We start from the raw sequence: 18,299 nt of genomic DNA, 5'->3' as shown, positions 1-18,299 counted from the left end.
CGACACTTTGCATCACGACTTATCTGTCTAAACCTACCGGGGCGTTCCTACAAGATCCGCATGCACCGGTACGAAGCTGCTGCGCAAGGCGTCAGTAAAAGGAACCCCGGGATGTGCCCTGTAGGTCCAGCGCTGCCACCGCGAGGGATGACGTGGTCCGTCACCGACATGCCATGAAGGCAGTTGCCGTGCAGCGATGAGTCCGTGCAACCACTCAACCTGGTGTCCAAAGTGTAGACGCGCGGCCCCGGTGGGGGCGGTGGCCCCGTAGGCGAGAAGGATGCCGTGGGCGGTCTGGAGACTCGGTTCGAGCAACTCACGCGCGGTCAGCCATCCGTCTTCCTCCGCACCGAGCACGGCGATTTCTCCTGTGGCGTGCGATGGAAGAGCGAACAGGTTGGCAACCCTGACTTTGGTGAAGCCGAGCAATTCGGCCGCCATTTCAACCCTTCGCAGTGTGCGAGCCCCTTTGGTGAGCGAGGGGTTCGCTAGGATCGCGAGCAACTCATCGCGCTTCTCGATGCTCGTCAGAACGGCCCCGTCCCCTTGGCCCAGACCTTGGCCCAGTCGCCACGGATGCCGGTGGCATCGAAGTCGCCTAGGTCGGTCGTAGCAAAAGGATTGTCGAGGTAGCGGACCTCGTCGTGCTGTGCTCCGCGCTGATCTACACGAACGAGGGCGAGGCGGTAACGCGGGACGGCGTTCTTGCCGGTCATCACTTCGTTATGAGTGACGAAGAAGTCTTCGGCCCCCTCGATGCGCGCCTTGACTTCGATCCGGTAAGTGTCGCCATTCGCCGCTGTGGAGAGGACGTCAAAACCGGGGTTGTTGAACGCCTGTTCGACGGGCTTACGGCCAAGTTCGCGTTCGCGGGCCACCACGAGGTCGACCCCCCGGCGTTCGACCTCCTTAGTCTCCTTGGCATGCATGGGCGCGTTGGGTGGGAGGTCGTCCTCGAGCATGTCAACGGGGAGCACGAGTGCCGCTGTGACGATGTGCGGCGGCTTTGTGGACATCACGGCCTGCTGGTCGAGTAGTTCCAGGCGCTTGAGGAGGCGGATGTCGAGGTCGACAGCCTTGCGGTTGAGACTCTCAGAGGTTTCCTTGGCCTTTTCGCCTGCCCGCTCCTTCTCCCCTGCGACGGCGGCGTCGAGGAGGAGACGGTCGCGTTCACTTTCGAGTCGGTTGGTGACGAGCGTGCGGGTCTTGCCGAGTTCTGATGATCGACGCGGCTGGACCTCGGCGAGGTATTCGGGGAGCTGGTTGGCGATGATCCAGCTTTTGGCCTTGTCCTCGGCGTCCGGCAGCCACGTGAGTTGCCGGGCGGCCGCGGCCGCTGGTGTGTCGGGGGCCCCTACACAGTCGAGGTAAGGTGCGGGCCCGGCGGGGGTAACGGTGCCGAAGCTGTCGACGTAGGCGTAGCCGAACCGTCTTGCGACGCTTGCGCCGGTGGCATCGGCGACTTCCTCGATCACCCCAACCAGTAGGTGTGGCTCTTCGAGCGTTGAGGAGACCAGGACCGTGCCGCGGTTGAGGGTGCCGCCGAACTTCTTGATCGCCTCGTCCATCACTGCATCGTGCAGCGGATGGCCTGGGGCGATAAGGTCTGCGCGAGCGAGTCCGTCGGGTTGTACGTGGGGCAGGTCGAAGGTGACCCTGTCGTACTTGGTCGCGATCGGGCCGTGTTTGTTGGAACGGACGTGAGCGGCTACATTGGCGATCTCATAGCGACCCCGCTCCCGCTTTACGATGCGGCCACCGAGCCGGGTAAAGGCCGCTTTGAACGCCAACTCGATGTAATGCGGCTGGAGCCGACGGGCGCGTGCCTCGTCCATCGCGGCCCGCAGCGCCGCCAATTCGGCCTCTGCGAGGTGCTCGGAGGCGAGGGCTCGCTCGTCGAGGATCTCCTTGAGACCGTCGCCGATGGTGGCGTCGATAATCTCGTGCATCTTGGCCTTCACGTCCGGCCGCTCCCCGTATTGGATGGCCTCCAGGAGCAGGTTGCGCAGCGGGATCTCGTTGAATGCTTCTCCGAGGACGTCGAAGACTTTGCCGCCGTACGCCTTGCGCTGCTCCTCAATCTTCTCCAGCAGCCGGGAGAAGACCTCGCCCTCGCGGGTGTTGGAGGCTACGAGGTTCCAGAGGCGACAGACCTCTTCCTGGCCAATGCGGTGAACACGACCGAAGCGTTGCTCAATGCGGTTGGGGTTCCATGGCAGGTCGTAGTTGACCATTAGGTGCGCCGCTTGGAGGTTGAGGCCCTCGCCGGCCGCGTCGGTGGCCAGCAGGATCTGGCAGTCGCGGTTCTTGGTGAACTCCTCGGTGATCTGGCGCCGCTCGCCGCGCCGTACACCGCCATGGATCGCCCGGACTGCGTCCGGCCTGCCGAGCAGCGAGCTGATGCGGGTCTGGAGGTAGCCGAGGGTGTCGCGGTGCTCGGTGAAGATGATGAACTTGCGCGGCCAGCCGTTCTTGTCGGTAGTCAGCGCGTTGTCCTGGAGGATTGTCGATAACTCGGTCCATTTGCGGTCGGTGCCCAGGTCACGGACTTGCTTGGCGGCCTTGGCGAGTCCGGCCAGTTCGATCAGCTCGGAGTTGAGTTCCTCGACCGTCTGGGCCGCGGTTGCGGCGTCGAGCAGCTCCTCTTCGAGTTCCTCGATCTCTTCGGCGTTGAAGTCGTCGGAATCCAAGCCTTCCAGGTCGACGCTACGCTCGGACTCGGAGTAGGTGCCGTTAAGGATCTCCTGCTTCTTCCGCTCCAACCGCTCGGTGCGACGCACCAGGCTTTTATAGATCGCTTCGGGGCTGGATGCGAGACGGCGCTGGAGGACCGTGAGGGCGAAGCCGATAGTATTCTTCCGCTTCCCGCCTATCCTGTCGGCGCGGTTCATGCCTTCGCGGACGTAGTCGGTAACCTGCTCGTACAGGTCATACTCCAACGCCGTCAGCTGATACGGGACGGTCTCAGCAATTCGCTCCGGGAAGAGCTTCTTGCCTTCAAAAGTGAGTAGGTCTTCCTTGACCATGCGGCGCATGATCCCGCTGGTGTCGGCGGTGACTTTGTTCTTGCCCTCGAACCGATCCCGGTCGAGCAGGGTCAGGAAGAGTTGGAAGTCCTCTTCCTTGCCCGAATGTGGGGTGGCGGTCATCAACAGAAGGTGGCGGGTGATATCTCCGAGCACCTCACCGAGTTGGAACCGCTTGGTCTTCTCCAGCTTGCCGCCGAAGTAGTGCGCCCCCATCCGGTGCGCCTCATCGACGATGATCAGATCCCACTCAGTCTCCTTGAGTTGCTTCTGCAACTCCTCGTTGCGGGAGAGCTGGTCCATCCGCGCGATCAGCAAAGGGTTGGACTCGAAGACGTTGAGGTTAACGTTGGCGTCGATCAACTGATTACTCAGCAGATCGAATCGAAGTCCGAACTTGAAGAACAACTCGTCCTGCCACTGCTCCACCAATCCACCTGGAGCGACGATCAGGCACTGCTTCACATCGTCCCGCAGGATCAGCTCCTTGATGTAAAGGCCGGCCATGATTGTTTTGCCCGCCCCTGGGTCATCGGCCAGCAGGAAGCGAAGCGGAGTGCGTGGCAGCAACTCGCCGTACACCGCACGGATTTGGTGCGGCAGGGGTCGCACGTCGCTGGTCGCAACTGCCAACATCGGGTCGAACAGGCCCGCCAGGGTGATCCGCTGGGCCTCGGCAACGAGCTTGAAATCGTTGGCAGAGGCGTCAAACGAACGACTGCCGGTCTGAGCGACCGTCAACGCGTCCTCGTCCTTGCGGAACACCACCTGCTGCCCAAGGCCGCCAGCTGTCGTCTTGTAGGTCAACTCCAATGCGTCCCCACCGTGCCACTGCACGGCGATTACAGTGACCACCTCGGCGGGAATGAGCCCGTGAAGGCGTAGACCCGTCTTGAGTTCCTCAAGCAGCACGTTTGACCTCCTGATATACAGCCCACCAACACGCTAGTCGACAGGCCCGACAAATCAGGCTTCTTGCCCCAGTGCCGGCCCAAACATCGTTCCCCACTATCAGTCCCAGTGGTCGCTCCGAAACGATGGCATCCGGGAAACCTTTACCGCTCGCGTTCCGACAGCCAGATGGCATGGTCCATGTGCGTGACCGTCTTTCCAAGTTTCGTGCGTCTGTGGACCTCCGTCACCACAGTCCTGGCCAGCTTGGACTTGACCACGACGCCCAAGCTCTCGGCGTCGGTTACCCGTTGAACTGCTCGAATAATCCATGTATCCGGCTTCGTGTCCGGGTAGCCGAGCAGCATGCCGAAATAGTTGTGCGTGACCGGACCTAGCCCGTGAACATCGAGGTAGGCACCTCGATGGCTCCCGTTCTGGTGGTCGTACTGCTCGTGCGTGTATACCTCAAGTTCAACGAGGCCTGAGGCGGCTTCCAACACGGCGGAAGCTTTAGTCCTACCGTTGGTCACCCCATTGCCGAGGACGTGTCGCAACTCCGACTCCGCCAGCCTGATCAGCTCACGCAAGTCAATGCCAGCCTGCGGGTGTTTTCCCTGAAACGCTAGCAACCGGGGCAGGAGTCCCCTGCCCCGCTTGGTCTTGTAAAGCGTTTGTTTCGAGTAGACGGCGTCGACCAGGGCCATCCCGATCTGCCCCTCCCAACCCTTCTGGTAGACCTTGAACTGGTCCCTCGGGATCGTCCTGACATCACGCTCGAACGCGTCTATGAGTGCGTCCATACTCATCCCCCATACGGCCGGCGATTCAGTCGCGCCTTGTCCTCAACTGTATCCGCGCGGCTCACAATTGGCATAGATACCCACCTGTCTCGTCCGGGATCTTTGCTAACTATTGGTCTATTCGTACTCGGCTTCCCCGCTGTCCTCTGTTTGAGTGCTGTGGTTACTGCCTGCGACGCGCTAAACCGTCTAGAGGTAGCCCCGAATCGACCGCTAGTGTGGGGCCGTGCTGAACCTCTTTGTAGATACGTCGACGTGGCTTGATCTCGCGGCCCGGCGTGACGGTCAAAAATGGATCGTCACCTTACGTCAGTTCATCAGGCAGGGCGATCTGCGTCTTCTTGTACCCGCAGTCGTCATAGAGGAATTTGAGCGCAACCGTCCTCGTGCTGAGCAAGCAATGACAACTCGAGTGGCAGATCGTTTTCGACTCCTGCGGACAGATATCGGAACAATCTACGACAACCATGACTTGGAACAGGCCTTGAACGCCCTCGACGGCCTGGCACACCATGTTCCCCTCATCGGAGCCATGACTACACGGAATTTCGATGACATCTTTGAGCTGCTTCAAGCAGGGATTCGGATGGAACCGGGCAGCGGCGTAAACGGCCGGGTCGTCCAAAGAGGCCTGGAAAAGAAGGCCCCTTTTCATCGTTCGCGGAACAGCGTCGCCGACGCACTTCTTATCGAGCTGTACCTTTCCGCGACTGCGAAAGCCGATCTTGCAGAGAACCCTCATGCCTTCGTGACGAGCAACTCCAACGATTTCTCCTTGGACAACGGCGACAAGCGGCAACCCCATAAGGATCTTGAGCATGCGTTCGCGCACAAGGGCTCTATATACGCTCTCGGCTTCGATGGACTCGACTCAACATTGCAGGATCACTTTGGCGATGAGTTGACCGGGATCTTGGACGAGTCGGACTTTGTGGAAGATCCCCGCCTGCTCGTTGAAATCCAGAAATGGGAGCAGGAGCTATTCGACCGGATTTGGTATCAGCGGAAGCTGAACCGTATCCATGAGCTTGAGGATGCCGAGGACTCGGCAGGCCTGGCTAAGTACCTCAAGATAGCTGGAGACCCTATGAAGCGTGTCGAAGCCCAATATGGGGAGGCCCTGGGCCCGTATTCGGATTTTGAGTGGGGAATGCTCCACGGAAAGCTCTCTGCGCTGAGGTGGGTTCTTGGCGCCGAATGGGACTTCCTCGACACCTGAACCCCGAGGGCTGTGGACAGTCCCAGTTCTTCCCGCAGCTCCCTCTGTCGCAGCCGGAGGGCGTGAGCTCTCTTCCAGAAGCACCATTGACCGTTCCCCATCGACAGCCAACTCTCCTTACCAGACCGGCCGACAGAACCGCGGGTTCGTCGGTGCTCGGCACTAATCTTTACAGCAAAGCCGATCGATAAAGGGGTGCCGTGGAACGGGACGAACGCCAGCGACTCCGTGCGACCTCTGACGAGGTCGCCGACTGGGTCGCTCAAGCTCGCTCGGTTCTGGAACGCCGTTCAATGGTCGAAAAGGCCGGGGACGAGGCCGTCGCTTCCCTGCGCCGCCGAGTTGTGGAAGTACGGCGGGAGGGGCGAGTCGCCTGGCGAGTCGTGCCACTGCGTCCAGCTGACACTGCGTACCTTAATTACGCTGCACGACAAGCCCTCCTTCCGGAACTCGGGCCAGAGCAACGGAAGGCGCTCTACAGTCTGACAACCGATGCTGCTACTGCAATCAACGATGCGAAAACTATCATCGGCATGCGCCGATTCTTCCTAGACAATAAGAAGCGGGAATCCGGTGCCGGTGCCGCCACCTTCCTGCACCAGTACCGCGAGTGGGCCCTTACGGCTGGTGTCCCCCCGCTGCTCGATCGCCTCGACCGTCATGACGATGGCCCCACCCAGATCCCTCTTACCGCTGCGTTGGCCGACTGGGTGGGGCTGAGTGAGCGGCTCGCCGATCTCGGCAGCAGCCAGGGCATGCTCCCCATCGAGGCAGTCGCACACTTGCCACATGCTGTCGAGGCCATCGATGCCGCGTTGCGGCGAGAGGAGCACTTCCGCACCAATGCCGTTGCCGCGGGCGAAGCCGTGCGAGAGCACGAAGTGCGGCGGCTCTTGGCCGACATGCCCGTGGAGCGACTCAAAGAAGCGACCCGGGACCGCCTGCGCATCGGACCGCTCACCGAGGCCGGGTTGAACACTGTTCAGGTCGTCCTGGACCGTGGGACCCTGCTATCGCACCTACCCGGGATTGGGGCAACGACCGCCACTCGAATACGCGGTGCCGCCCAAACGCTCTGGCAGACAACGTACGACGAGACGCCCGTCCGGATTGACATCAAGAGCCGCACCCCAGAGGCCACCGAGCTGCTTCGACGGCTCGCCGCATGGGACGCCATACGGCAGACCAGGGGTGCCACCACTGACCTGGCCCTAAAGGAATCTCTGACTCCCCTGGCGCGCACCCTCGATCATCAGGTCAGCCACATTGTCGTACTCGCCAGTGATGGAACAGTGGCGGAATTCACTGGGGCAGTAGAGGCCGTCAGCGGCCGCGCAGAGCAGATCGGCGCAACTACGGCTGCTTTTGTAGCGGCAGACCCCTGGGACGACTTCTTCCGTCGGCCGGCGGACTACTTTTCGTTGCTCGCCGAGCTTGGCTTCATCACTGAGGACGAGCAGAAGGCTCACGGCGACCTTCCCGACGATATCGTCGAGGCCGTACGCAGACTCGAACTCAACACTCAGCATCTTTCCGCGTCGCTGCGCGGCTACCAGAGCTTCGGGGCCCGGTTTGCCCTTGTCCAGCGCAAGGTGATCATCGGCGACGAGATGGGTCTCGGGAAGACCATCGAAGCACTCGCTGTGCTCGCCCATCTTCGCTCCCAGGGGGCCCACCACTCAGTGGTAATCTGCCCGGCAGCGGTCGTGACCAACTGGGTCCGCGAGGTCCAAGCCAAGTCCAGGCTCCAGCCGCACCGCGTTCATGGGCCAGGGCGAGCGACTGCAGCTCGCCACTGGCTCCGCAACGGCGGCATCGCTGTGACCACCTTCGAAACCCTGCCATGGTTTGAACCCCATCTTCATGGCCTCGCGTCCTTGGGATGTGTCGTGGTCGACGAAGCTCACTACATCAAGAACCCCACCACCCAGCGCTCCCAGCGGGCTGCAAAAATCATTAGCCTTACGGAACGCGCCATCCTACTGACTGGAACACCTCTGGAGAACCGCATCGACGAGTTCCGAAATCTGGTTGGCTACATCCGCCCCGATCTCGTAGTCGATGGCAACGACCTGGTTCCGCATCGTTTCCGGCGGCAGGTTGCGCCGGCCTACCTCCGCCGCAACCAAGAAGATGTCCTCACCGAGCTCCCCGAGCTAGTCGAGGTAGACGAATGGCTCCCTCTCTCGATCGAGGATGCCGCCGCCTACGTCGACGCCGTCGCAGCTGGGAACTTCATGGCCATGCGTCGGGCGGCAATGACGTGCGGCGGCAAGTCCGTGAAAATGCAGCGCCTCGTGGAGATCGTCCAGGAAGCCGAAGACAACGGCCGACGCCTGATCGTGTTCTCCCATTTCCGCGACGTACTGGACCAAGTGGCCCACACCTTGCCGGGCAAGGTCTTCGGTCCGCTCACAGGCTCAGTGCCCGCCGCCGCTCGACAGGTCATGGTCGACCAGTTCTCAGCCGCAGGACACGGCGCTGTGCTCGTCTCCCAGATCGTTGCCGGAGGGGTCGGCCTCAACATTCAGGCCGCGTCGGTCGTCGTGATCTGCGAACCCCAACTCAAGCCAACTACCGAGTGGCAGGCCATCGCTCGGGCTCGACGCATGGGCCAACTCAAGTCAGTCCAGGTCCACCGCTTGCTCTCCGAAGAGGGCGTCGACCGGAGGATCACCGAGATTCTAGCCCGCAAGCAGCAACTCTTCGACGATTTCGCACGCGTCAGCGAAACCGCCGACAGCGCACCCGAAGCCTTCGACATCTCCGAAGCAGAGCTGGCGCGCGACATTATCGCAACGGAACGGGAACGTCTCTTCACTCAGAACGCAACAGGCTCTAACGACACACCATAGCTCGCATGAACCTGAAGTGGAGGCTGAGCGCAGTGCAGGCGACTTTGGACATTCCGTGCAGCCGACTTCGGAAAATGACATGTAACCCAATTGCCTCACAAAGAAATTCTGACTCGAAAAGCCCCTGATGGACCCGCGGCGGGACGATTTACTGCGAGACGCCTTTACGAGACGCCGGGTACCCGGCTATTCCGCCCGCTTGCGCGGCCGCCGCTGGCCCTCCCGAGACTCGGGGTCAGTGTCTTGAAAAGCTGTTGTTTTATAAGACACGGAGGCGGGAGAAGAAGGAGCGGTATCAGCGTCGGCTGGTCGCACCTAATCCCACTTCCCCACCGTCTTTTAGACATAGGGACATCCTCCCAGCAGCCCATCCACTACCGATCTAACGAGCGCGACAGTGCATCCAACAAGAGGGAAGGGCCGGGCAACCACCCCCAGTCCCAATGAATGGCCGGAGCCGACGTTCATTCCACTGTGGCAAAAACCCAGACACCAGCCTTGCCGGAATGGCGGATAGCGTCAGACATACCCGACGAACCGAGGGTCAGATATCGGCTTTCGCGACTTTGATCAAGTTTCGCTCAAGGTTCCATCAATTTCCTGAAATATTTCCAATCAAGGGAGAAATAATCTATCCCTTTATTGCTTCCGCTCTCTAAAGTAACCAAAAAAAGGGGGTGAAATTGATGACCGAAAAGAATAATTCTGAGAAGGCCACGCCGACGTTCCTGCAGAGCGTGGTCAAGGCGACTGACGTGCGTGCAACCATGAGCGGCACTGGAAAGATGTGCAGCTACAGCTCGTACGGCAAGTAGATCCACTGTGCCTGGGGGATTACTCGGGTTTGTGATGTGGTCCCCCAGGTCTCAGGAGATCAATGAAAGTAAAAGTCACCTCCCGGACAGCGGGTGGAGCGTGGGTCGGCCGGGTAGAATCCCTCTTTCCTGACACATGTGCAGAAAAGCGTAAAGCCATGTTTCTGGATGCGTGCGATAAGGGAGGATTATCACGGGAAAACCGGGTTGTCCGCGTTCTTATGGAGGATCTCCAATTCATTCGTCCGGAGGATGTTTGGTTCCGAGTGCTGTCCGGCGAACAGGAGAACGGTTTTTATAATGGTGCCGAGCAGCGGCTCGACGCGGCCCTCGCAGCTCTACGGATTGTTAGCGCATACGCAGATCGTCGTACCGCCGCCCCTGAACTCGTCGAAAAGCTCGTAGACGTTCCAGCCACCATCGTTTGCCGACCTGGCGGAGCAATAGACGAGTGGAGACATTTCCAACTGGAACGTCTTGCGGACTGGAACTCGTGCTCGGACGAGGCTATCACTAATGGCCATTCTTCCCGCTTCACTCCTCTTGCTGTATCCACAGTGGTCTGCGCGATCGAATATCACACAGCCGAACCCGTGGTCCGCGCAACTCAACAATTCGCGGCCCTGGAATCGATCTCCCGGGAACTTTTCGCTTGGGCGCGCGGCGACGTGCGACGACGTGGTTTCGCAACTCGCTGGCTAAAGCATCCGCCTACGGATAGCGAATTTTACAGTGCAATCAGTATTGCGAACGAAAGCGCTGAGGAATTGCTAAGGCAGTGGCACGAGGCAAAGCCATATGTCGGTACGGCGTGGGCGGCGCTTCTGGAGGATCAGGTATGGGACGCGATACGGTTTGCAGCCATCGCCTCCTCAGCGGCGGAAATGAAAGCAAGATGACCGATCCCGTTCCACTGCTCATTGTCGACCATGATGACCCTGACCTCTGCGCCATCAAGGCGATTGCAAGCGTAGACGTGATTGAGCTGGGCTGGCCAAACTCAGACTATGAATTCTCGTGGGAACTCGGCCATGACTGGCTGCTACGAACGCCCACCGGCGACCTCACCCCCGCGAGTCTGGCCAAGGCAGCCACTGTCTTTTACCGGCGATGGAGGTCATCCCCACCTGCTCCTGTAGTCCAGGCAGATAAAGGAGCGCCCCTTGCGGAAGCCCTCTTTGTCGAGCGCCAGTGGGAAGATACCCTGGCCCCAATTCTCGCACGTGAGCATGACAAGGCGAGCGAACGATGGTCCCTCTCACCGCTGCATCGAGATCTGAAGATCGAGACGCTTATGCTTCTCGGAGACATGGGCCTCGCACCGCGGACGAAAATCGGTCTCAGCGCACCGGCTTATGGGGATTGGATATGGAAGCCAATCCATGTCGATCAATCAGTCGGAGAACAGCGCGCCGCGGCCATCCTGGTACCTGCAGCGGACCGCGGTATCCGCCAGCCCTGCCCTGGGTTTTATCAGGAAAAGATCGATGTCGCACTAGAGCTGCGAGTTGGGTATTCGTTCGGCATTGTCGGGCTCACCTCACAGATACCGCTCGTCGATACAGACCTCGTGGACAAGCGATACGTCGATACGTCCAGGAAACCCGTCCAAAACTTGATCATTGAGAATCAGTGCCGCGACGTTGCTCGCGCACTTGACCTCAACGTCTTCACAGCCGATGTTCTTTGTGACCAAGAGGGCCGTTGGTGGTGGTGCGATATCAACCCGGACGGGCTGTTCTCGGCGGCAGATAGCAAGGACGGTCACTTGGTTGAACGACTCGTCAGTGGACTCACCCAACATGCCGATTCAAACCAATAGAAAGCAAAGTCTCATGCGCCTCAGCACCTACACACGGATCGTTGACATTCCAGGCGACCGATCCGTCGTTATGAATCTTCCCAAGCGGAATGCCGATATTGTTCCGCGATCCGCCGCAAACGAGCTGCGCAACGTAGCAGAGCGGGAAGTATCCCCTGAATGGCGCGACTACGCGTTCGACGTGGGCTACCTGACCAGCCTAAACCGGGACGAGGAGGTCGCTTGGTTTCGTGGACTCGTTGCGGAAATGCGCGCGGGCACGGAACCTGCGAACGTCATGGTCGTCACGACCAACAGCTGCAACCTCGCGTGCTCTTACTGCTTCCAGGCCGACAGCGGAATGCGTAATTTGCTCGAACGACATCTGACCATGGTCGAGGCAGAAGGAATTATTCGGCACGTGGATCGTCTTATCGCCGAGCGTGGAGTGGCTGTCGCCGAGCTGATCGGAGGAGAGCCTCTGCTCCCACGCCTCCAGGACGTTATTGAGAAGCTCGTGGTCCACTTCGAAGAGAAAGGGCTGCCGACCCGCGTCACCACAAACGGGGTCTTCCTAGACCGCTTCGCGCACCTCCTTGGTCCAACACGAATAGCCGAACTCCAGATTAGTCTTGATGGTACTGCCGCTACACACGATCAACGGCGCATCCCACTCTCCGGGAAGCCCACGTTTGGGCAAATCCTCGCCAATATCGAGTTGGCCCTCGAGCGAGGGTCAAGTGTCATGATCCGCCCAAACATTGATCGACGTAATATTCACGACCTGCCAGGGCTGATTGAACTCCTGCAGACGCGCGGACTGCTCGCTCACCCATTAGTCAGCCTCCATTACGTCAACGTTCATCCTGATCCGTTTTCGGCTGATGCTGGGGCAGGAGAGCACTACATGACACTCAGCGAAATTGATGAGTATCTCCGTGAGAGGGATCTCCCATCGGTCGGCGGCGACACTATCTCCGGCGCAAACCCGCTCGGCGAATACCTAAGGTGGGTTATGGAGAACCCGATGGTTGATGCTTGTGGCGCTCCTTCCCGCAACATTTACTTCTCACCGGGTGGTCAGCTCTACAACTGCCACGAACTCATCGGCCGGCCCTCCGAGGCCGTTGGTTCCTTCACATCGGAGAAGACAAAAGAGCTTCCGGTTTGGGACAAATGGAGGTCGCGCACGATCGATCAGCTCGCCAACTGCAGTGAGTGCCCCGTTGCATTTGCCCATGGAGGCGGGTGTGGTGCCCGTCTCAAGCAAGACGCGCTGACCCAGTGGGGCGTCTGCGATGGCTTTCCGGAGGAGTTCGACAAAAGAATCACCGCCCTCGCCTCGGCCGTTCCTGAAACAGGCGAAGTACTGCGGGGCGGCTATGGAACTGCTTGTTCTGCGTGAGGGGGTTCGACTTGGAACTGAAGACAATCCCGTTGTCACAGTTCCGGAGGCTCCTGCTCCACTGATTGTCGACGCAGGGACACTCAATTTCCTGCTCGAGCTGCAGCGCGGTGCTCAACCAAACATCAGCGACGACCCGGTGTCACAGGAGTCCATCAGACTGCTCGCAAAGATGGGGATCATAGAGTCCACCGGCCGATCCATAGAGACAACTGAGGCGGCTAGCAGGTACGGCACGACGATCACCGATCTCGTCATCAAGCGCCCATCGCCCTGGATTGGCGCTGTTGTACGCTCCATCGCTGTCGTCACAAGGCCGTTAACGTCATGGGCCGGAGTCCTTACGGGGCTGCTACTTCTCATGATCACGAGTGTCTACTCCACTCTCATCATGCCCGTACAACCGACCGTGGACTTCGTCTCTGACAACGCATTGGGTTTCATACTCACCGCGATTGTCTGGCAAATGCTGCGAGGAGCAGCTCATGAGTCCGGGCACTATGCCGTGGCCCGCGCGACCGGCCAAGATCCTCCAGTAGGAATGGGCCTCTACCTCTACGGTCCAGTTCTTTATGTAGATCTCACATGTCTTGACACGCAGACAAGATCAATACGAATACGGGCGGATCTCGCCGGTGCCGCGATAGATGGCTGGGTCACTGCGGGTCTCACCGGACTCTATCTAGCCACCAGCGACAGCACTACAGCTGCTCTCCTCCTTACTTCGTGCGCGGTGGCCCTAAGCAATCTCAGACCCACCGATAAATACGATGGCTTCTGGGCATTACGAGATCTATTGGAAGCCCGCCCCATGAGCGCTACCTGGGCTGCTCCGCGCAAGTTACTGAAAGCCGTCCATAGCCAACGCGCAGCTGACCGCCGCTTCGCTCGCACCCTCATAGCACTCTATGCGGTCGCAATAATCTGGTTCGCCATATCAGCGCCACGTTGGCTTGCCGGAACAGTCAGTGCAGCGGTTGCCGAGCCGGGGAGAATCACCAACTTTGCTGTAATCGCACTCGTTTACTCCCTCGTCGCCACCGCAGCAGTCATCACAGCCCGACGTCCGACCACAAAAGGATAGATCACGGCACTTCCCTGGTGTTCCTGGCCTGGAACGCTAACGTACTCAGGTCCGGTTCTGAGGACAGAACCCTCCTCATTATTGAGTAACCTGGCCGGAGCGATAGGTGGGCACCAAGTGGACCTACACATCGACGCCCCAGTACAAAGTTCCAGTAACCAGCTGCACCTGGTCCAGCGCCTCAAACCCCATCACGGTCTGCTGACCGGCCACGCCCTTATATCTTCCTTTTCCTTGGCTCACCGTCGGCACAGCGTCTATGCGCCCATAGCCGCAAAAGCACAAAGACTTCCGGCAGCTGTAAGGAAGCGGTTAGGTCCCTGCGGGGCGGCAGTTAGCTCCGGACCCGTAGTGCAACCAGTCCGGCAGGGCGCCGGGTGAACGCGCCGCGGATGGTTGGGGTGTGTTAGTGACGGTCCGGTCGGATGCGGCCGTTAATTTCGACCTCGTTCTTGTCCCATTCGAACCAGTTGATCATCTCCAGTTTGGGGAACTGGCATGGGTCTGGGCGCTGAACACCTGCTCCCACCATGTGCGCTAAAAGTCCGCCTCAGATGCCCCGCCCACGCCCAGGTTGTACAGGGCAGCGGTTTCCGGGATGTTCCAGCCGCGCCCATGAATTCCCCGGCACGTTAAACCGCGCGTTCGTGTGCTCCTATCGGGTAGGGACCACCTCTGGAACGTGGGATGGAGCCGGCTCGGCAGTGGCGTAAAGGGTGTTGAGTTGGCGGTAGAGGGTTCGAGCGATGTAGCGCTTGAGAGACCTGCGGATTTCGCGGTAGCTGCGGCCTTCTTGGGTGCGTTTGGCGACGTACTCCCGTGTTCCGGGGTCGTGGACCATCCGGGTCATGGTGATCGTGTGCAGGGCTCGGTTGAGGCGCCGATCGCCGCCCCGGTTGAGCCTGTGCCGGACGGTATTGCCGCTTGAGGCTGGCAAGGGATTCACCCCTGCCAGTGAGGCGAAGGCAGCTTCGCTGCGAACCCTGCCGGGGTGCGACCATGCTGTCAGAACGGTGGCGACTGTGACAGCCCCGGCACCCACCATTTCCAACAGCGGCGCAGCGGGGCTTTGCTGGATCAGCTCTGTCATGCGCTTCTGGTTCGCAGACAGTTGGGTGGTGACTTCGAGGACGCGGCGCGCCAACCGGACGGCTTCTTCGCGGGCGATTGATAGTTCGACCGGCTCCTGTCGTTCCCGCCACCGGGTGATCGTGGCGATCTGGGCGGGAACCAGCGGCTTACGGGCGTCGATTCCCAGATTATGTGCCCGAAGCAAGGCAAGGAGTGCGTTGACATTCAATGTTCGGTCGCGGGTCAACTGATCGCGGGCTGCGCTGAGGATCCTGAGTCCGGCACGGGTTCCTTCATCCCGTCTGGGAGCTCGGAGCTGGGACTCCTCCAGGCCCAGGACAGCGGTTCCAATGGCTGCCGCGTCCAGCGGATCGGATTTGCCGATCCCCCGGCGACCCCGGGCGTCCATCCGTGGGGCTTCGGCGACGTCATAGCCGGCGTCGGTTACTGCCCTGGCCAGACGTGCCCCATAAGTGCCGACACCCTCAATTGCCCATAAACATGCCATATCTCCGTCTGTCCTTCGGCCTACCCAGGCAAGTGCGCGGGAAATCCCTGCCGGGGTGGTCGGGAACTGCTCACTCGCGACTTGTCGCCTGGTGGTGGCCTCAATGACGGCGTAAGTGTGGGTGCGGGCGTGGCAGTCCACGCCGATGACGAACGGGCGGGTCTGAGCAACGATAGCCAACGCTGCAACCCTCCTTCCTTTCGAACGGACAAGACAGGCCGCATGACGGCCGGCATTGAACCTGGGAAGAGTCACCCCGAGGCAAAACTGTGATGAGCCACAACCTGCAAAGGCTGGGCAAGCTTCTAATCAAGCCACCGACGTGGGACAGGCCAACACCGGCCGCTCCACCCAGCGCGGACAAGTCGGGGGAAACGCACCCTCAAGGGGCAAATTGTTTTTCGAGTCACGCACCAGGCAGAACGACCGGCATCAACACTGCCAGCTAGTCCCAGACCAACCACTGCAAGACTCACAGGTTGTTTTTGCCTGCTGGCGGAGCAGCGCGTAGCTGTGCCCGACGGAACCGGGGCAACCCGAAGGGCAAGCAGCTGATGGCTTGTGGGAGGAAATAAGCGAAGCGCCGACACAAGGCATCAGCTGCGCAGCCGTCCGCAGGACGGTTGAACCGGTGGAGCGGGCACGTACGATCCGCAGGACAGCAGCAAAAAACGGAAAGACGCCTTTACAGCCCGAGCGAAGTGAGGTCCGAGCAGTAGACCCTGGCGCTGGCTAAGGAGGCCGAAAGCCGGAACCTTCAGCGCGTGGACCCCGGTCTAGGTCGTGGTGCTCTCGCGTGCAGCATGGGCTTGCTGGTGGCGGTAGAGCGTTGCGCGGCTCCAGCCAACGAGACAGGCGGCGTCCTCGGCGGTGCGGCCCTTGGCGCGGGCGTCCTGGGAATGGCGGTCTTTTTGCAGCGCTAAGTGGAACTCTTTGCAGGCGCCGCAACCGGTCTTGATGTGCCTTTGGAGCTCGCGGCTGGGGGCCCGCTGGCACCGTTCCTCGCCTTGGTTCCCGGTTTGCGGGACACCTTCCCCGAGCGTCCTGCCCGTAGATATCTGCCCCGGAATATAGAATTTACCCATTCGTAGCGACTTGGGAGCATCATGAAGCCGGTCATCCTGCTGGATGTCGACGGGGTACTCAACCCGGCCGTATGCCCCGGCAGCGGCGGGGACCGACCGCTGGTTCGTCTCGCCAACGATAAGCGCGCCCTGGTCCGCCGGTTGGCCCGCAGCGGACGCATCGCCTGGGTGTCGACCTGGCCCGCCGACATGATCGCCGCACTGGAAACTCAGCTGGAGCTCGACACGGAGCCGCTGCGGGTCACCATGGTGTTCCGGCAGGCTGACGCTGACGTACCAACGCCGAAATTGACCTCGGTAAAGCGGTGGCTGTACAGGATGGGCGCAGCGGAGGATGCCGGATGGGACTCCGTCGTGTGGGTCGATGACGTCCTCGGGCCGGACGCCCGGGCTTGGGCGCAAGGGCACGACCAGCCGGTGCACCTGGAGCAGCCGGACCCCGACCAGGGCCTGACAGAAGACCAGGTAGCCCGCGTGGAGTGGTTCGTCCGCAGCTCTGCCTAACCCAGCCCGCTGGCCGATTCTGCTGTTCGCCGGCCTGAGGCTCGGCTGTGACGCCTGGCTCCTGCTTGGCGGCGATGGCCAAGTGGTGCCGGACCACGGATTGTGCAACACCGGCTCCCGCACAGTCTTCGGGGCAGTGATGCCCTCCGGCGCATCAGCACCCACTCAGCGCAGGGCGCCTTGCGTTTACTCCGGGTCATGAACGGACAACCGGCATCAGCGCATGGGTTGTCCCCGGGCGGTGTCGGGCGGCCGGGAAGCGGGCATGAAAAAGGTGCGCCCCGTTCGCTGAGCACACCCTTCTCAATTCCCCGTTCGCAGCCGTTTCCGATCGACTGCATCCATACTAAGCATGCTGCTAATATGACGTGCAAGGCATGAGAGGCGCTGTAGCGAAAGCGTTACCAAAGACCGCGCTAATGTCGGTCCATCACCCGTTCGCGGTATCGGCATGACGGTGGGCCACCTTCCATTCGCCGCCTTCGCGGCGGTAGATCTATGTCGCCCGGAGGACGTAGGTGCGCGGTTCCCCGTCTACGGAGGCTGAGATGTGTTCCAGTCCGGCCGTTTAGGCCGTGTCGCCCAAGACTCCATACGCCTGCAGTTCAAATCTGTATGAAGTGCAATGGGAGAACTGCCGGCCCATGCTCCTGAACAGATCGCCGAGTTCCTGCTGCCCGAAGGCGCTGCGCCAGGCACCAAGGACGCTCACCGGCTCCTTACGGGACCAAATCGCCCAGCGTGGACCGGTGTCACCGTTGTGGAGCGCCAGCTCCGCCTCGTAGAGAGAAGACTTCACCCGGGGCCAAAAAACCTTCATCATCAGCCATGAGGTCAGTATGGACCGGCGTCCGGATAAAGGCGAGGGCCGATGACCGCGCAGGGCGTCCCAGAAACCAGGTAATAACACCAGCGCCCCAATCCCCGGTTTCGTGTACTTGGCGTCGGGTACTTCAAAGGTTGTAGGGGCCCGCGACTGGTGGCGTCGTTAAGCTGTTGTCTTCGCTGTTGAGGACCGGCTCTTCCCGTTGAGGAAAAACTTGGACCCGGCGGTCCTGCTAGAAGTCTATGACGACGTCGAAAAAAGCGGCCGGCTGCCCGGATATGGCAGCGGCCGCGGAGCGGACCACGTCAGGGATTTCCTCCAGCGTCCGCGTTTGTTAGCGGCCATGAAAAACTGCCCATAGGCGGCCACGAAAGTGCCCACTGACGGCCAGTAAAACTGCCCGATG

Annotated in this window: 12 protein-coding genes; 8 read left to right on the top strand and 4 right to left on the bottom strand. The window is 60.6% G+C overall.

The features are described from left to right. Nucleotides 1-33 precede the first annotated feature (33 nt). The 3 genes from PV772_RS19750 to PV772_RS19740 all read right to left on the bottom strand — a co-directional run bounded on the left by PV772_RS19750 (nt 34) and on the right by PV772_RS19740 (nt 4,720). Nucleotides 34-522: a DUF1643 domain-containing protein gene (locus tag PV772_RS19750; RefSeq protein WP_347887313.1), complete on the bottom strand. Its 489-nt coding sequence runs from the start codon at nt 520-522 to the stop codon at nt 34-36. A gap of 5 nt (nt 523-527) precedes the next feature. Then, complete coding sequence (locus PV772_RS19745; RefSeq protein ID WP_347887297.1) at nt 528-3,938, bottom strand: helicase-related protein; 3,411 nt, start codon at nt 3,936-3,938, stop codon at nt 528-530. A 143-nt stretch (nt 3,939-4,081) separates the two neighbouring features. After that, entirely contained in the window at nt 4,082-4,720 is a 639-nt protein-coding gene (locus PV772_RS19740) for a hypothetical protein (protein ID WP_347887296.1), read from the bottom strand. Nucleotides 4,721-4,946: 226 nt separating this feature from the next. On the opposite strand from PV772_RS19740, the gene PV772_RS19735 reads away from it, so the two are divergent. The 7 genes from PV772_RS19735 to PV772_RS19705 all read left to right on the top strand — a co-directional run bounded on the left by PV772_RS19735 (nt 4,947) and on the right by PV772_RS19705 (nt 13,899). Continuing rightward, nucleotides 4,947-5,939, top strand: coding sequence for a PIN domain-containing protein (locus tag PV772_RS19735; RefSeq protein WP_347887295.1), 993 nt, complete (start codon nt 4,947-4,949; stop codon nt 5,937-5,939). 200 nt (nt 5,940-6,139) lie between these two features. Then, nucleotides 6,140-8,794: a DEAD/DEAH box helicase gene (locus tag PV772_RS19730; RefSeq protein WP_347887294.1), complete on the top strand. Its 2,655-nt coding sequence runs from the start codon at nt 6,140-6,142 to the stop codon at nt 8,792-8,794. A gap of 686 nt (nt 8,795-9,480) precedes the next feature. Beyond that, nucleotides 9,481-9,609 carry a hypothetical protein gene (locus PV772_RS19725; protein ID WP_347887293.1) on the top strand — a complete coding sequence of 43 codons (129 nt, stop codon included), beginning with the start codon at nt 9,481-9,483 and terminating at the stop codon, nt 9,607-9,609. 62 nt (nt 9,610-9,671) lie between these two features. Continuing rightward, a complete protein-coding gene (locus PV772_RS19720) occupies nt 9,672-10,508 on the top strand; it encodes a hypothetical protein (RefSeq protein ID WP_347887292.1) in 837 nt (278 codons plus the stop codon). Further along, on the top strand, nt 10,505-11,431 hold the full coding sequence (locus PV772_RS19715) for a hypothetical protein (RefSeq protein ID WP_347887291.1): 927 nt from the start codon (nt 10,505-10,507) through the stop codon (nt 11,429-11,431). The genes PV772_RS19720 and PV772_RS19715 overlap by 4 nt, the downstream gene beginning before the upstream one ends. A 13-nt stretch (nt 11,432-11,444) precedes the next feature. Further along, nucleotides 11,445-12,815, top strand: a complete 1,371-nt coding sequence (locus PV772_RS19710) for a radical SAM protein (RefSeq protein ID WP_347887290.1) — start codon at nt 11,445-11,447, stop codon at nt 12,813-12,815. Beyond that, nucleotides 12,793-13,899 carry a hypothetical protein gene (locus tag PV772_RS19705; RefSeq protein WP_347887289.1) on the top strand — a complete coding sequence of 369 codons (1,107 nt, stop codon included), beginning with the start codon at nt 12,793-12,795 and terminating at the stop codon, nt 13,897-13,899. Before PV772_RS19710 ends, PV772_RS19705 begins: the two co-directional genes overlap by 23 nt. A 655-nt stretch (nt 13,900-14,554) precedes the next feature. Here PV772_RS19705 and PV772_RS19700 read toward each other — a convergent pair. After that, nucleotides 14,555-15,658 (bottom strand): IS110 family transposase, encoded by a 1,104-nt coding sequence (locus PV772_RS19700; protein WP_347887288.1) that lies wholly within the window; start codon nt 15,656-15,658, stop codon nt 14,555-14,557. A gap of 926 nt (nt 15,659-16,584) precedes the next feature. On the opposite strand from PV772_RS19700, the gene PV772_RS19695 reads away from it, so the two are divergent. Continuing rightward, entirely contained in the window at nt 16,585-17,067 is a 483-nt protein-coding gene (locus PV772_RS19695) for an HAD domain-containing protein (protein WP_347887287.1), read from the top strand. The last annotated feature ends 1,232 nt before the right edge of the window (nt 17,068-18,299 follow it).

This window comes from Pseudarthrobacter sp. CC12, from assembly GCF_039907755.1.
GTDB classification, from domain to species: domain Bacteria; phylum Actinomycetota; class Actinomycetes; order Actinomycetales; family Micrococcaceae; genus Arthrobacter; species Arthrobacter niigatensis.
The sequence above is the reverse complement of the archived record's forward strand: the minus strand, read 5'-3'. Positions and strand labels throughout refer to the sequence as shown.

Bases quoted from the DNA above. Each gene is read 5' to 3' on its own strand.
- PV772_RS19695 (WP_347887287.1), top strand. From the start codon at position 16,585: ATGAAGCCGGTCATCCTGCTGGATGTCGACGGGGTACTCAACCCGGCC.
- PV772_RS19720 (WP_347887292.1), top strand. From the start codon at position 9,672: ATGAAAGTAAAAGTCACCTCCCGGACAGCGGGTGGAGCGTGGGTCGGC.
- PV772_RS19725 (WP_347887293.1), top strand. From the start codon at position 9,481: ATGACCGAAAAGAATAATTCTGAGAAGGCCACGCCGACGTTCCTGCAG.
- PV772_RS19715 (WP_347887291.1), top strand. From the start codon at position 10,505: ATGACCGATCCCGTTCCACTGCTCATTGTCGACCATGATGACCCTGAC.
- PV772_RS19710 (WP_347887290.1), top strand. From the start codon at position 11,445: ATGCGCCTCAGCACCTACACACGGATCGTTGACATTCCAGGCGACCGA.
- PV772_RS19705 (WP_347887289.1), top strand. From the start codon at position 12,793: ATGGAACTGCTTGTTCTGCGTGAGGGGGTTCGACTTGGAACTGAAGAC.
- PV772_RS19740 (WP_347887296.1), bottom strand. From the start codon at position 4,720: ATGGACGCACTCATAGACGCGTTCGAGCGTGATGTCAGGACGATCCCG.